The following is a 15,400-nucleotide window of genomic DNA, read 5'->3' as shown; positions in this document are numbered from 1 at the left end:
GTGCAGCATGCGCCGCTGCCGCCAGCCGATCGCAGCGGCACAGGGGCGGCTCCATGCGGACGCGCGCGCTCATGCGCAGGGCGCGTGCTTGAACAGATACGCGTTGCCCCGCTGCAGCATCTGCGCCAATCGTTCCGCACGCGGCCCCAGCGGGGCGATGGCCTCCCCGGCGTCGCGCAACAGATCCAGCGCGAACTGGCGCGCTGCCTGCAGCCCCATGATCGACGCGCAGGTCGGCTTCTGCGCCGCCGCGTCCTTGCCGGGGGTCTTGCCCAGCGTCGCGGTATCCGCTGTCGCGTCGAGAATGTCGTCGACTACCTGCAACGCCAAGCCGAAACAGGCGCTGTAGCGATCGAGCGCACAGTACAGCGCAGCGTGCGCGGCATCCTCCGAGATGGCGCCTAGCGCGCCCATGCGAACGGACGCGCGCACTAGCGCTCCGCTCTTCATCCGGTGCATCGCCACGATCCTGTCCAGCTCGACGTGCTTTCCGACCAGCGACAGATCCATGGCCTGCCCGCCTGCGGCACCCTCGGCGGACACCGCCTGCGCCAGTTCGCGCACGAGCGCGATACGGTTGTGGCCCGGCGCATCCAGGCTCGCCAGGGTCAGGAAGGCGTGCGCCTGCAACGCATCGCCGACCAGGATCGCAGTGGCTTCGCCGAACTTGACGTGCACGGTCGGAAGGCCGCGGCGAAGCACGTCGTCGTCCATCGCGGGCAGGTCGTCGTGGACCAGGGTACAGGCGTGCATCATCTCGATGGCGGCGCCGACGTCGTCGAGCATGTGCGCCGGCGTGTCGGCCAGTGCGCCGGCAGCCAGACAGAGCAAGGCGCGGGTGCGCTTTCCGCCATGCAAGGTGGCATAGCGCATCGCCGTCATCAGTTCGGTCTCACCGTCGTCTTCGGCGCAGAGAAGACGCGCCAGCGCCTGATCGACCCGCTTTGCACCGTCCTGCATCCAGATCTCCGGCAGCAGCCTGCCGGACGCGCCGCGCGCCTGCGCGCCCAATCCGCCGAGCGCGGAAACGCCAGTTCGGTCGTCGTGTAGCGTGGAACCGGTCTGCATGTTGTTCATGTCCTTGTACCTGACACGGCCACGGCGAGCGCCGAGCCGCCGCGGTGTTGCCGGTGTCGCACCGAGCGCGCGCGCCGAGGCAGCAATGCCGGGCGTCGCCGGCGCCGCTGCCTCGCCACACGGGGCGTGCGATTCCAGCTCATGAGAATCCGATGCGGATTGTCATGGAAGGATGTGCGGTCGGGTAATAGCGCCGGCCCTTTTCGACGCCGCTCAGCAACCGCGGCCGCACCCCAGCCTTGTGCATGGTCAGCGCCAAGGCGACGGAGAACTGCACCAGTTCCAGCCATACCAGGTGGTAGCCGATGCAGACGTGTGGGCCGGTACCGAACTGCAGCATGTCCACCGGCCGGATCGGCTCCGTGCGTTGCAGCCACCGCGCCAGGCGGAACTGATCAGGCGCCTCGTGCAGCAGCGCCGAGGTCGAGAAATGCAGCAGCGGGATGCACAGATGGGTGCCCGCGGGAATGCGCCGTTGGCCGAGCTGCAATTCCTGCAGCGCGCGACGGGGCAGGACCGTGGTCGCCGGATGCACGCGTAGCGTTTCGCGGAACAGCGCCTCGGCGACCGGACACTGCGCCAGGTCCGCGTGCCGGGTCGGCACCGCGCCCACGCGTTGCGCCTCCTCGACCAGGGCGTCCCACAGCACAGGCTGCCGCGCCAGCTCGATCACCATCCAGGCCATCGTCGAGGCGGTGGTGTCGTGACCGCCAAGCAGCAGCAAGCGGATATTGGCGACCAGGACGTCATCGGAGAGCGCATCATCGCTGCGATCGAAGGCGCTCACCATGTCGTTGATCAACCCGGTTCGCGCGGCATGCGCGCGCGCGTCCCGGACGAACTGGCGCAACTGCGCGTCGATCCAGTCGCGGGCTGCGCGGCCGCGCCGCAAGGGCAGTCCGGGCAGGTCGATCGGGGGCGCGACGATCAACTGCAGCAGTTGCCGGTACTTGCGATGCCATCCCGGCAGGTCGTTCGCGGGGATTCCCATGAGGCTGAAGATGAGCTTGAGCGTCAGATCGCCGGTTTCGCGCAGGATGGTTACGTCGCCGCGGTCGCGCCACGCCTGCACCCGCGCCAGGATGATGGGCGCGAACAGGTCGCCGATGCCGGCCTGGGTCAGCCCCTTGGGCAGGAACGCCGCCTTGATCGCATCACGCGCCTGCCGGTGCGCGCCGCCGTCCTGGGCGACCAACGTTCCGCGAAGCAATTCGGGCGCGATCTCTTCCATCAGCGCCGAGGACACGTCCTTGTGCCGGAGCAGTGCGAACGCATCCAGATCCGTGCAGGTCATCAGGTGGCCGGCAGGGCCGAAATCCAGCCAGAAGTGGCTGCCCAGCGTCCGTTCCGCGCGCCGCAGCAGGCGCGGCAGGTCGCAGACGATGGCGGGAAGATGCCCGACGAGGGGGAAAGCGCCGGGCACGACCGGGATGTCGTACCGCAGCCGGTGCCGACGGTCCAGCGGGTTGAGCAGCATGTCCATCAGCAGCGCGGCGCCGCGGCCGCTTCGGCGATGTCGCCGGCAGGCCGCGCGGCGCGGCTGTTGCCACCGTCGGCGTATGTCGGCACATGCGCCAGCATGCCGCCGTCGATGCACACGACCTGGCCAGTGATGAACGCAGCATCGTCGGAGAGCAGGAAAGCCACCAGCGCGGCCACGTCCTCGGGGCGGCCGACGCGCGGCAGGAGCTGGTGCCGGCGCAGATGCCGTTGCATGCACTCGTCCAGCTTGGCGAGGAGACGCTCGGTCATGATGAGACCCGGCGCAACCGCGTTGCAGCGGATCTGCGCGTGACCGTACTGGGTGGCGAGCGAGGCCGACAGCATGTTCATCGCCGCCTTCGACGCGGCGTAGGACGTCTGCGCGGTGTCACCGCTGAGCCCCTGGCACGACGACATGTTGACGATGGCGCCACCGCCGCGGGCGATCATCCGTGGGATGGCCTGCCGGCAGCAGAGCAGCGTGCCGCGCAGATTGGTCGCCATGATCTGATCCCAGACCGCCAGGTCCAGGTCGAGGATCGCGTGGTCGCGCGGGGTCAGATGCATGGCGCTCGCGTTGTTCACCAGCAGGTCGACCCCACCGAAGTGCCGCTCCGCCGTCTCGAACAGCGCTGCCACCGCCTGCGCATCGGCAATGTCCATGGCCAGGGCCAGCGCGTGGCCGGCTTCGGCCGCGATCTGCGCGGTGCAGGCGATGGCCGCCGAGCCATCAATGTCGGCCACCACGACTCTGCCGCCCTCGCGCGCGAGGGCGAGGGCGCACGCCTTGCCGATGCCGGCGCCGGCGCCGGTCACCACGGCCACCTTGCCTTCAAACCGTCCCATCGTGTCCTCCTGGATCGCGTTGGTCTTTCGCGGCATGCCGATAGGCCTCCGCCGGAGAAGGCGCAGGGTTGGCGCTGGCGCGCTCGCCATCGCCAGAGTCGCTTTCGATGACCCGAATGGCGGCGACCGGGCACTGGCGGGCCGCGAGCCGCACGGCGGCGTGCAGCGCCTGCGGGACCGTCACCATGCACACTTCAGCCACGCCGTCCGGTTCGCGCTGGCGAAAGGTCCCCGGCAGCGTCAGCACGCACTGCCCGGTGGTTCCGCACAGATCCTGGTCGACCACGACGCGCATCTCAGCCCCCCTGCGCATGCAGCCGCACCGGCAGCGCGCGGAACGTCCTAAGGAACGCGGAGGGCTCCCGGGTCGGCTGCTCGGCCAATGCCAGCGTGGGGAAGCGCGCCTCGATCCGCGGCAGGCTCTCGGCCAACTGCACCCGGGCCAGTTGCGCACCGAGGCAGAAGTGGATGCCGTGACCGAAGCTCAGCATGATCTTCCCGTCGCTCGACATGCCAGGACTGGTGCCATAGAACCGCACGGGTTCGAAGCGGTCGGGATCGGCGAAGGCATCCGGGTCGCGATTGCCTGCCGCGATCAGCACGCGCACGTCCGCGTTCTTCGGAATCACCACGCCGCCCAGTTCGATGTCGCGCTGGGCGATCCGCGGAATGGAGCTGAACATGGCGGGCGCGTCGCAGCGCAGGACTTCTTCCACGAATGCCTTCACCCCCACGGCGTCTCCCTGCAGCCAGTGCCGCTGTTCGGGATACGCCAGCATCGCCAGGACCGCATGGTCGATGGTCGCAGCAGTGGTGGCGAAGCCGCCCAGCAGCATGCCCCACAACATGCTGATCAACTCCGCATCCGACAGCGTGTCGGCATCGTCGTCGTGTGCGCCGACCAGCATCGACACGATATCGTGGTGGGGGTCGGTGCGCTTGCGCTGTATGAGGTCGCCGAAGTAGGCCTGCACCTTGTCGCTGGCCGCGTCCGCCGCGGCGAGCTGGGGATCGCTGGCGTGCGGGCTCAGGCCTTCCAGAATGGGGCCGATGCCGGCGGCGAGCCCGAACATGTCATCCTGGGGCATGCCGAACAGTTCGGCGAAGACCAGCATGGGCAAGGCCAGCGCGAATTCCCGATGCAGGTCCACCGCCTCCCCGCGCTCCAGCGCGGGCGCCATGCCGTCCAGGCGCGCTGCGGCGATGCGCGCGATGCTCGGCCGCAGGTCGTCCATCTGGCGCATGGTGAAATCGCGCGAGATCAGCCGGCGCAGACGCGTATGCGTCGGGGGGTCCTTCATCGCTAGCGTGGACGCCAGCAGATTGAGCGACAGGCTGGTCGCCGCACGCGGGAAATAGCGCGCCAGTTCGCCCGGCGCCGGTCCCCGAAACGCATCGCCCGTCGCCTTCAGCGCCCAGTAAATGTCGACGTGGCGGCTCAACAGAAAGAGGCCCGACGCAGCGCGATGCACCGGATCGTGCTCGCGCAACCACCGCATGAACGGATACGGGTCGTGGATGCACGCTGGCGACGCCAGTTCGGCGAAGGCGTCCCGGCATGCTGCTTTGGTTTCTTGCACGTCCATCCTGGTTACCTGTTGGCTGGCTGATCTGACCGGTGCGCACCCAGGCGCGCCGGCAAATTGCGGAGAAGATCCCGATCCCGGCGGCGTCCGCGCGTCACCAGAGCACCGGGAGCTCCTCGAACCCGCCAGTGATGATCTCCTTGCGCAACTTCAGTTCTTCGGGCGACACGGCTAGGCGTAGCGCGGGAAAGCGCTGGAAGATCGAACCGAACACCACCTTGAGTTCCAGCCTGGCCAGCGCCGCGCCGATACAGTTATGCGGCCCGTAGGAGAACGCCAGGTGCGGGTTTTCGTCGCGTCCGATGTCGAAGATTTCCGGGTCGTCGAAATGGCGCGGATCGAACGACGTCGCCGGCAGGCCGACCAGCACCTTGCTCTCCGCGGGAATATGTACGCCCGCGATGGTCACGTCGGTCCTCGGATAGCGCATGATGCCGTCCCAGCCCGCGCCCGGCGGGTACATGCGCAGGATTTCCTCCACCGCCTTGTCCACCAGGGACGGTTCGCCGACCAGGCGTTCGCGCTGTTGCGGATGGCGGAACATGGCCAGCAGGCCGAATTCGATCTGCGCGACAGTGCTCTCGTGCCCCGCCACCAGTATGCCCGCCGCCAGGCCGATCGCCTCTTCCTCGGTTGCCTTGCCTTGGTCGACCGCTGCGAGCAGATCCGTCAGCAGGTTGTCGCCCGGATCCTGGCGCTTGGCCCGCATCTTGCCGCGAATGTAGGCGCGCAGTTCTTCCCAGGCCAGGCGCGACGCGGTGCGCGGGCCGCTTTCATGCTGGTGCGTCATCACCTCGTCGGACAGCCCGGCGAAAAAGGCGTGATCCTCGTAGAGCACGCCCATCAGCGCGCTGATGACCATGGCTGGAAGCGGAAAGGAAAGGTGGCGCCGCAGGTCGGCGGGCTGGGGCTGGGCCGCCAGCGTCTCGAACAACTGCGCGGCGATCGCCTCGACCTGCTGCGCGAGCAGCTTCACCCTGCGGTTTTTGAAGACCGGCGCCACGATCGTGCGTAACCGGGCATGCTCGCCCCCCTCGTGCGAGACCAGCCACCCCGGCGAACCGAGAATCACCGAATCCGGGGTGAATGCCGCCGGCGGCATTCCCGCGGGCCGGAATGCCGCGTCGGACAGCACCGCCTTGGCCTCGTCGTAGCCTGTCACCCACCAGCCTTCGTGCCCGGACGGGAACCGCACGCGGTGGATCGGACCATTGGCGCATAGCGCCAACATCTCGGGCGAGGGCTCGATGTGATCGACGCGCCACATCGGCAGCGTCGGCAAGGGTTGTTCGGACATGGTGGCACTTCACTCTCTAAGCGATGGTCGGGCGGAAGGTGACCGGCAGGCGCTGCGGGCAGCGAATGACGTAAGACGGCATGTAGACGACGTCCTCCGCGGCGATGCTCAGCGCCAGATCCTCCAGCCGCCCGAACAGCGCGGGGAAGGCGCAGCGCAATTCCAGACGCGCCAGCTCAGCGCCCAGGCAGGAATGCGGCCCCTCGCCGAACGACAGGTGCGGGTTGTGCCGCCTGGTGACATCGAACCTGTCGGCGCCGGGACCGAAGGCATTTTCGTCCCGGTTCGCCGCATGGAACGCCATCAGGACGGCGTCGCCGCGGCGGACCATGCATCCGTCGATCTCCACGTCCTGGGTGGCATAGCGGAACGGCAGATTGGCCACTGCGCTGCCCCAGCGCAGGATCTCCTCGATCGCCTGTGACCACGGAACTTGGCCGCTGCGCACCAGGTGCAGTTGCTGCGGATGCGTCAGCAATGCCAGCACGCCATTGCCGATGACGCCGGTGGTGGTCACGAAGCCCGCAGAGAGCACCATGAACAGCATGTCGATGAGCTCGCTGTCGGAAACGAGCTCGCCGTTGTCGCGCGCGACGATCAGGGCCGAAGCCAGATCGTCGCCGAGCTGGCCTCGCTTAAGCGCGATCAGGCGACGGAAGAACTCCGGGATGCGCTGCCGCGTCTGTCGCACCTCTGCGGCTGTGGCGGAGGTGTTGGCCCGGCTGTAGGTGAGCGCGACGATCTCCTCGCGCTGTTCGTCCGGCAAACCGAACAGTTCGGCGATCACGTTGGTGGGCAGCGGAACGGCGAACTCGCACATCAGATCGGCACTGCCGCCGCGCTGCGCCATCTCGGCCAGGAGTCGATCGACGCATTGTTCGATCCGTGGCGCCAGCAAGGCGATACGACTGGGCGCGAAGCTCCTGGACAGCAGGCCGCGCAAGCGCCGGTGATCGGCGCCATGCGCCGTGACCATGTTGTCCACTTTGCACATCCCGATCAGCGGATGATCCTCGGGAATCTCGCCGTCCTGCAGCGCCCGCCACTGTCGCCAGTCCCTGTTGAAACGCTGGTCGGAAAACATCCGCCTGAGCGTCTGGTGACGGCCTGCCGCCCAGGTCACCACATTGCCTGGCAGCGACACTCGCGCCATCCCCCCTGCTGCAGAATCGCAGCAGACAGACTATTAAGTTGCGTGGGAGCGACCGACACGCCGATCACATCGCAATGATCGTTTTCTACGCGCATGCAAACAACTCCATAAAGAACCATTATGTAATACAGCTACAAAATCAGTTGCAGCTTCGCGCAAATGCGTAGCGTCTCATCCCTCAACAAGCACCAGAAAAATTGGATTTCGACTAACCCGCTTGATCTTGCTGGGTTCGGGCGCCCTATTTAATTGAATAACAAGCCCCAAAATTCAAGTGAAAAGAATGTTAACTTTATTTGTTGCTGAGATTTCAAAAATTACATAATGCCGCAATATATTTCACAATTCTGGCCCATTATCCAATTCCTCTCACGGCGTATCAGAACCGCGCTCGGCAGGGCTTCGGGCCCGAGAGCCGCAATACGCGAGGGCCGCGTCTTGTCGCAACAGCCCTTGAAGCCTTCGGCGGCGAAGCGCTCTGCCAACGCCATATCCAGCTCTTGGACTTGCCGGTCTGCCGGATCATGTCGACGGTGCCGACGTCCATCGTCGATCCAGCCGGTTCGGAGCCACCTCAAGAACATGGAGACTTCTGTCATCAGACATTGGCGCAGAGAGAGAAATTGACACCGTAAGCTCCCCCGGCTCCTTCAGTGTCATCATCTCTCGCCTATCGTGTCATGTCACGCAGATGAGATCGCGCCTGCTTCTGTTGTCGCATTCCATTGTCAGGATCAGAATCAGAAAGGGTTACTTGCTTTTCATGCGTTTGAAATAATCCGTCCATAAATTGACAGTTTATATCTTTGTTTCAAATTATTGACACGATATGGAGTTGTCTCTCACTCAATCAGAAAAAAGATGCCGTCCGCAGCGGTCCCTTCCTTCCAGCATTGGGCAAGGAACGTTTCAAAGTACCATGGTGATGTGGGGTTCAATGCTGCTCGCCGCCTATCTGGCGGAGCCTTGAACTTGAGCCACTTCGCTACGCTGCGACGCTCATAGCCGGTCCGTCGGGCGATCGCGCTGTAGGATAGACCCTCCTGGCGTAAGGCGTGGAGCATCTCGAATATCTCCTGGCGAGACTGCCTATGCGCGAGACGCGCGCGCCGGCGATGTGTCGCAGCGTCGACAATAGCGTCCTCGGACAGGATGGATCTTCCTGAAGCACGTCCACTAAGGCTGATCTGTTCCTCGATTGCCGTACGAAGATTCTGGACCAGATGAAACCGGTCGGCCACCTGGTGAGCCTGCGGTGCGCCTTCACGGACGGCCTGCGTATACAGGCCGCAGCGGTCTCGGCTGACGACCTCGACGGAGGGATGATCCGCAGCCACCTGGCTGCGCTATCGACACTCCGATCATCGAGAATGTCGACGACCGACTGACGCTCGAGATCAACCATGATAGTGCCGTATCGCGTCGCTCGCCGCCAGCTCCAGTCATCGATGCCAACCACCCGAATCTCGGAGGCGCGGTGAGTAACCGCGGCATCCCGCTTCAGTTGCCGCAGGATGGTGTCGTCACTGACCGGCATGCCGAGCCGTTGCATGAGGCGTTCGCCAGGACGTCCACCCGTGCTATGGCCGAGCAAGCCGACAATCTCCACGACCCTCGTCGTACTGCGCGCATAAGGGGAAGCAACCGTCGGGAGTCGATCAGTGAACGTTTGTCGCTCACATTTCTGATGTGCACATCGCCAGCGGCTCAGCAGGAGCTTCACCGTCACGGGCTTGCCCTGGACCGGCAGATCCTGAAGGCTGCGGTTGGACCAGCCATGCCGACTTCGGCTTCGCCGGCCGCAATCGGGCAAATGCCGATCGCTGGTCCGGCAGCGAAAACAACCCAACTGTGATCATCAGTGAGCGCGACACCAGGAGCGATTGCGAAGAACGATCGCCATACGCGGTGCTGCCGGTGGAGACCTAGATGTTTCCGCTGGGTGGCGGCCCGGAACAAGGCGGTAGACATGCATCGACTAATGGCCATTACCATGATGGCCTTTCTTGCTGGCTGTTTCGCGCCGGGCCGTAATGCCTGCCAATCGAAGGCCGCGATGAAGGCGGCCTATCGCAGGATTGTCGGTATGGGCGGTCTTGGAGCGTGCCTGATCGTGTCAGGCTGCACGACCGTCGCCAGCGTTCAGGAACCTGATTTGAAGATCGCGAATGCCTGGCACGCGACCTTTCCGCATGGCGGCCGGACCGGCGATCTCGTGTCCTGGTGGTCCACGTTTTCCGATCCATCGCTGACGGCCCTCATTGCATCTGCGCAGGCGGAAAGCCCCAGTCTCGAGTCCGCCGTTGCAGAGATCGAGAGGGGGCGCGCCACGCTGGCATCTACGCAGGCGAGCCTTTTTCCGGGGCTTGGCGGCTCGGGATCGCTCGCCCGCGGCAACAAAGCCAACCAAGTTGCTGCCGTTACGACGGTGAGCGGCAGCCTCGACGCTTCTTGGGGAATCGATCTGTTCGGCAAGACACGGCGTAAGAGCGAGGCAGCGCGGCTTCGGGTCCACAAACGGATCGCCGATTGGCACGATGCGCGCGTCTCGCTCGCGGCCGAGGTGGCGGACTATTATGTGCAATACCGTGCCTGCCGGCAGCTGGAGCAAGTTTATACCACCGAACTCGCCTCGCAGCGCAAGACGATCCGGGCAATGGAAATGGCCACAACCTCTGGCCTTACGTCGAGCGCCGACCTTGCGCTAGGGCGGGCGAGTGCTGCTACCTCGGCCTCGACACGGACCGCGCAGCGTGCCGAGTGCGAGGTTCTCGTCAAATCTCTCGCCCGCCTTATCGGCGGTGACGAGCCTCACGTCCGCGATATTCTGGCGATGGGCAAGCACGGGTTACCCACGCCAAGGACCCTCAAGCTGTCCGACGTGCCTGCCGACGCCTTACGGCAGCGCCCCGACATCGACGCCCTTGAACTCGAGGTCGCTGCATCGCTCGCCGAGATCGGCGCGGCAAAAGCCGATCTCTATCCGAGCCTCAGCCTCGGCGGCTCGGTCAAGATCGACAGTTCATCGCTGATGGGAACCTCTCTGCCCTGGTCCTTCGGCCCGGCCGTCTCGATCCCGCTTTTTGACGGTGGCTCGCGCCGGGCGGCAGTGGGCAGCGCGGCAGCCGCATATAAGGTGGCGGTGGCCGCCTACAAATCAGGTGTGCTGGACGCGGTCGCCGAAGTCGAGACCGCACTCGTGCGGATCGACAGTACGCGACGGCAGATCGGCGACGCCAGTGTCGCGGCGCGCAACTACCGCGCCTACTTCAAAGCCGTGCATTCGAACTGGAAGCCAGATGCAGCGTGATGAAGCCTTATGGCGAACGCGCGTGGCGGGCGCCTTTGGCTCGACGTTTTGTGGGAGGGCAAAAACTTACGGTGACGGCAAGCAGTCGGCAACCTCGCCGAATGCCGTCAGAGCGTGTGCAACAGATCCACAGCCTTGATGTATGGCATTCAAATAATCGATTTTACGAATTAGCGGGCATGCTCCATTAGAAGAACAGCAATTGACCGAAGCAAGTACGCCGACACCTGCTGCCGGCAACTTTCTTAGTTATATTATGGGCGAGTGCGGCAGATCGGCCGGATTCGATCCAGCGGATGATTCTAGAAGGGCACCATTTTCACATCGTTGGTGCGAGGCCTCAGTTCATCCAATTAAACCGGGAATTTCATCAGGTCTTCTATGCCGCGAGACTTTCGAGCCGATGTCCAGGCCTTGCGGGGTCTATCTGTCCTGCTGGTTGTCCTTTATCATACCCAAATCGCGCCGTTTGGTTATCTCGGCGTTGATATTTTCTTCGTAATTTCGGGCTTTCTGATCACCGGCCTCATCGCGACCCAGCTTGAGCAGTCACGGTTCAGCTATTGGGAATTCTATTATCGTCGTGCGAAGCGCCTGTTGCCCGCGGCCTATGTGGTCATTGCGCTCACGACGGTCGCTGCACCCTTTTTCCTGTCGGATGTGGGCCTGCGGGACTTCCGAAGTCAGGTCCTCGGGGCGCTCACATTCACCGGCAACATCGTTCTCTGGTCTCAGGCGGACTATTTCGGCGAATCCGCCGAAACGAAGCCTCTCCTGCATTTCTGGTCGCTCGCTGTCGAAGAACAGTGTTATCTGCTGCTTCCTGCTTTCTTGGCCTTGGCTCCCAAGAGATGGCGGCTCACAGCGGTTAGTTTGCTCCTGATTGCCAGCCTGGCACTGTGTCTCTACGTGGCCATTCGTCACCCATACGCCGCATTTTATCTTTTGCCGACCCGCTTTTGGGAAATAGCGATTGGTTCGCTCGGGGCATTGCTTCCCGCAAGCGCTCGCGTGGCGGCCAAGTTTGCGGCGCTGCGCCTCCCGGCGCTCGTGCTTATCCTCCTTATTCCCATTGGACTTAGTTCGCAGAACCCGATCGTGGATGCCGCTTTGGTTTGCTTGGCAACCCTGATCCTCCTGCTGTCGCCCAGCAGGGATAATGTGGCGGTTCGAAGCATGGCAAGGATCGGGGATATCTCGTACTCGCTCTATCTGGTCCATTGGCCGGTGCTTGTATATGTGCGGGCTGCTTGGCTGGCAGAGCCTCCCGCGCTTGCGATCTATGCGGCAGTTGCCTTCTCAGTTGTAGCCAGCTTAGTTCTTCACCGGCTCGTGGAAAAGCCGTTCCGGCAGGGATTCGTCGCATCTCGTGGACGGATGGCCTCAGGACTCGTTGCCGCAACGGTTCTTCTCGGCTTCGCACGGTCAGTCGACATTGGCGCAGCCGAAAGTAGGGTTGGCTTTTCCGAGAGCCGACCGATCAATTACGGCCTGGGAAGGGCATGTGATCTCACATCTGGATCGCCTCCCCAGGGCATTCCCGAGGCCTGTCAGACGACGGGCAGGCCCGAATTGCTGGTTTGGGGCGATTCATTTGCCATGGCACTGGTTCCCGGCTTGGCCAAAACGATCGGAGAGGCCGGCCTGGCTCAGCTCACAATGAGCGGGTGCTTCCCCGCCATCGGCGTTGCTGCCTTCTCCAAGCGCGCAGCGTCTCCCTCCTTCGCCGAGGACTGTATTCGCTTCAATGACAGTGTTTTGGGTATCCTGAAAAATCGGCCGGGGATAAGGACCGTTGTCATTTCGAGCCCATTTGACGCCCCTGATTCAAAAGACTTCATGCTGCTTAAGAGGCGTGACGGGACATTCACGGAAGTTGAAACTTCGGTAGATGGAGCCGTTGAGGGTATCAAGTCCCTCGTCGACGCCGTTCGCGCTTTGGGCAGGCGAGTGGTCGTAGTTGCTCCCCCGCCAGTCGCAGGCTTCGATATCGGCGATTGCCTTGAGCGAAAGGTGAGGGGAAATCTTATGCTCGGGCGGCACAGTGATTGTGAAATTTATGTCACCGATTACCGCCGGATGCGATCCCGCACTCTTGAGCTCTTGAACCATGTGGCTGTGAAAGCTGACGTAGAGGTTGTCTCTTACCACGACTTTCTCTGCGACGACACAAAATGCAGAACCGAGATCGATGGCAAATTCCTCTACCGGGACAGCGGCCATCTTTCCTATGAAGGATCAGAAATCATCGCTCGAAAGACAAGACTTGCTGAGAGGCTGATCAGGGCTGCTCGTTAGAGCGAATTTTTTAGGCGGAGTAAACCGCGAGCACTTTCGCGTGGCTCGCAATGAAAAGCGCATGAGGATTTCGGACGCCCGCCGCGCCGACCTGAAAGCGCACGAGGCGACGGCCCGCAAGGCTGCCAAGCGGAACGCGTTCCCGCACGGCGCTGATGATGAGCCGATCCGTTCCGGAGATCCGGCCGCAATGCAGCGGATTGTTACCCGCATTGAGGAATTGGGGCGCTCTGCCAACCCCATATGCAGCTCTTGGACTTGCCGGTCTGCCGGATCATGTCGACGGTGCCGACGTCATCGTCGGTCCAGCCGGTTCGGAGCCGCCTCAAGAACATGGAAACCTCTGTCATCAGACATAGGCGCAGACGTAGAAATTGACACCGTAAGCTCCCCCGGCTCCTTCAGTGTCATCATCTCTCGCCCATCGTCTCATGCCACGCAGATGAGATCGCGCCTGCTTCTGTTGTCCCATTCCATTGTCAGGATAAGAATCAGAAAGTGGTTACCTGCTTTGCATACTTTTTAACAATCAATTCATAAATAATTATGACGATTTATATCTTTGCTACATACTATTAATACAGTAATATAATATGTACTCACTCAATCAGAAAATGTCTTTGATCAATTATATATCTCTTGACAGTTAACTGGAGAATGCGGTCGTTTAGACCAGGATTGGCATTTAATTTGAAAATATCGAAGTTCGGATTCAAATTAGATGCAATCGAATGGAGGGTGATATGCTAGCGCTCGGATATGTCGCCGACGTGTTGGGGCTGCCCGTCAACGAGGTGGCGCCACACGCCAGACACGCTTCAGGTTGGAAGCGTAGAAATAGCGGCAAGCCCGTAAATCGTGTCGTTGGCATGATGCACGGCAAGCGGTCAATAGCGCCGTTCAGGTGGCGCATTAACGGTTAGCGCGATATGAGGCTATCGATGACGACGTCCTGGTCGCGGCCGAGGCCATCGCCCGGCAGCAGGATCGCAGCCTTGGCGAGGTCATCACCAATCTCGCCCGGCGCTCGCCGCGCCGGCCTCAAGCCGGCGGCGCAACGGGATTCCTCTCCTGTCGCCTCGGCCGGATGCACCTCCTGTCACGCTTGACGCGGTAAATGCCTTGCGAGACGAACTGCCTTGACGTTCCTGCTCGATGTCAATGTCCTGATCGCACAAAGTTGCGGGCATTGCACGGGCACAGCTTCTGGCCCGACGATGTGAGCCTGGTCGGCTCCGGCGACATCGATGCAGCGAAAATCCTGACGTCGACACAGGTCACGGATACGTATCTTCTCACGCTCGCCAAGGCGCGCTGCGGCCAACTTTCAAGCTGGCCGCAAGCTGTCGGCGGCGGCCGTGAAGGGCGGGAAGTCTGCATTGCACCTGATCCCCACTGCGTACCACGGCTGGACCCTATCTATCAGGGCACCATCCCGGTACAGGATCAGGCGTTGAGCGCGTCCTTGATGGCTTTAGCCGGCGTGAAGGACAGCTTCTTCGAGGCGGAGATCTTGATCGTCGCGCCCGTGGACGGGTTGCGGCCCTCGCGTTCTGGCGTTTCCTTCACCTTGAACTTGCCGAAACCGGGCAGGCTCGTCTCGGCACCGCTCGCCGCCGCATCGGAGATCGCTTTGAACACGTTGTCGACGATGCTCTTGGCCTGCATCTTCGTCAGGCCGTTGTCGGCTGCAATCTTTTCTGCGATCTCATTTGCCGTCGTCATGGAATATGCTCCTTTATTTTGTTACCTGCCACTGTTTGCACACAACACACCGAGGTGGTAGTCCGCGCGCGGCGCAACGCGTTAAAATAAAAATCCCCGGAAGCTGGGCTGTCGGCCTGAGTTCCTACGTCGAAAAGGTTTTTGGAAGCTTGGCAGACTGGGTCGGGCTAAAGACCAGTCGGGCCGGACTGGCTCCCGACCCGATCACCGCAGAGACCGCCACGGCCAAGATTCCCTCCAACGTGCCTGCTTCGGGTCTTACTGTGTCACTCGTCTGACGATCTCGTCAGCAATGACGCCGGCATTTGCCCATCACGTCAATCAACCCAGTTGAAGTGAGCAGCATTGAATGGCATGCCGCGCTCAGCCGAACCATTTTCGGTGATCGTAATCCGCAAGCTTTCACCCATCGCCGCCAGCGCTCTCGATCCGTGGTGTAATAGCCGGATAGATTTCGCGTAGGCCGCCACGGAGTTGAAGAGAAGGTCCGTTGGGATCCTTGTGATCGGCCCATACAGCAGAGCGACAGGTGTGGATCAGGTTCTCCTAAGTTGTGTGCGTCAAGTTCTTGTGTGGATGCCAGCCATTTTGCAAGGAGGAACCTGAAGCATTGGACATGTGATCGA

General features: G+C 62.6%; 10 protein-coding genes and 3 pseudogenes. 4 read left to right on the top strand and 9 right to left on the bottom strand.

Features of this window, described 5'->3' with window-relative positions; genetic code table 11:
• Positions 1-69: 69 nt before the first annotated feature.
• From AC0L3D_RS30765 to AC0L3D_RS30730, 8 genes and pseudogenes are all read right to left on the bottom strand, one after another.
• Complete coding sequence (locus tag AC0L3D_RS30765; RefSeq protein WP_473482528.1) at positions 70-1,068, bottom strand: polyprenyl synthetase family protein; 999 nt, start codon at positions 1,066-1,068, stop codon at positions 70-72.
• Positions 1,069-1,216: 148 nt separating this feature from the next.
• Positions 1,217-2,560: a cytochrome P450 gene (locus tag AC0L3D_RS30760; protein WP_473482510.1), complete on the bottom strand. Its 1,344-nt coding sequence runs from the start codon at positions 2,558-2,560 to the stop codon at positions 1,217-1,219.
• A complete protein-coding gene (locus AC0L3D_RS30755; protein ID WP_065010993.1) occupies positions 2,560-3,405 on the bottom strand; it encodes an SDR family oxidoreductase in 846 nt (281 codons plus the stop codon). The genes AC0L3D_RS30760 and AC0L3D_RS30755 overlap by 1 nt, the downstream gene beginning before the upstream one ends.
• Positions 3,392-3,700 carry a ferredoxin gene (locus AC0L3D_RS30750; RefSeq protein WP_473646870.1) on the bottom strand — a complete coding sequence of 103 codons (309 nt, stop codon included), beginning with the start codon at positions 3,698-3,700 and terminating at the stop codon, positions 3,392-3,394. The genes AC0L3D_RS30755 and AC0L3D_RS30750 overlap by 14 nt, the downstream gene beginning before the upstream one ends.
• 1 nt (position 3,701) lies before the next feature.
• Entirely contained in the window at positions 3,702-4,991 is a 1,290-nt protein-coding gene (locus tag AC0L3D_RS30745) for a cytochrome P450 (protein ID WP_473646869.1), read from the bottom strand.
• A gap of 94 nt (positions 4,992-5,085) precedes the next feature.
• Positions 5,086-6,288 (bottom strand): cytochrome P450, encoded by a 1,203-nt coding sequence (locus AC0L3D_RS30740; protein ID WP_473646868.1) that lies wholly within the window; start codon positions 6,286-6,288, stop codon positions 5,086-5,088.
• 16 nt (positions 6,289-6,304) lie between these two features.
• Positions 6,305-7,372, bottom strand: a complete 1,068-nt coding sequence (locus AC0L3D_RS30735) for a cytochrome P450 family protein (protein ID WP_473646866.1) — start codon at positions 7,370-7,372, stop codon at positions 6,305-6,307.
• A 918-nt stretch (positions 7,373-8,290) separates the two neighbouring features.
• Positions 8,291-9,325 (bottom strand): annotated as a pseudogene (locus tag AC0L3D_RS30730) (ISL3 family transposase); the annotation flags it as partial.
• Between the two features lie 85 nt (positions 9,326-9,410).
• On the opposite strand from AC0L3D_RS30730, the gene AC0L3D_RS30725 reads away from it, so the two are divergent.
• The 4 genes and pseudogenes from AC0L3D_RS30725 to AC0L3D_RS30710 all read left to right on the top strand — a co-directional run.
• Positions 9,411-10,751 (top strand): efflux transporter outer membrane subunit, encoded by a 1,341-nt coding sequence (locus AC0L3D_RS30725; RefSeq protein WP_473630037.1) that lies wholly within the window; start codon positions 9,411-9,413, stop codon positions 10,749-10,751.
• 381 nt (positions 10,752-11,132) lie between these two features.
• Positions 11,133-13,049, top strand: a complete 1,917-nt coding sequence (locus AC0L3D_RS30720) for an acyltransferase family protein (RefSeq protein WP_473482498.1) — start codon at positions 11,133-11,135, stop codon at positions 13,047-13,049.
• 937 nt (positions 13,050-13,986) lie between these two features.
• Positions 13,987-14,192 (top strand): annotated as a pseudogene (locus AC0L3D_RS30715) (CopG family transcriptional regulator).
• 34 nt (positions 14,193-14,226) lie between these two features.
• Positions 14,227-14,506: pseudogene (locus tag AC0L3D_RS30710) on the top strand (hypothetical protein); the annotation flags it as partial.
• Here the strand turns inward: AC0L3D_RS30710 and AC0L3D_RS30705 are convergent.
• The gene (locus tag AC0L3D_RS30705) at positions 14,496-14,774 is read right to left on the bottom strand and encodes an HU family DNA-binding protein (protein WP_473482496.1); all 279 of its coding nucleotides are present in this window, start codon (positions 14,772-14,774) and stop codon (positions 14,496-14,498) included. The pseudogene AC0L3D_RS30710 and the gene AC0L3D_RS30705 overlap by 11 nt on opposite strands.
• Positions 14,775-15,400 lie beyond the last annotated feature (626 nt).

Source organism: Mesorhizobium sp. WSM4837 (assembly GCF_055811435.1).
Note: the sequence above shows the minus strand (reverse complement) of the source record. Positions and strands in the feature narration are given on the sequence as shown.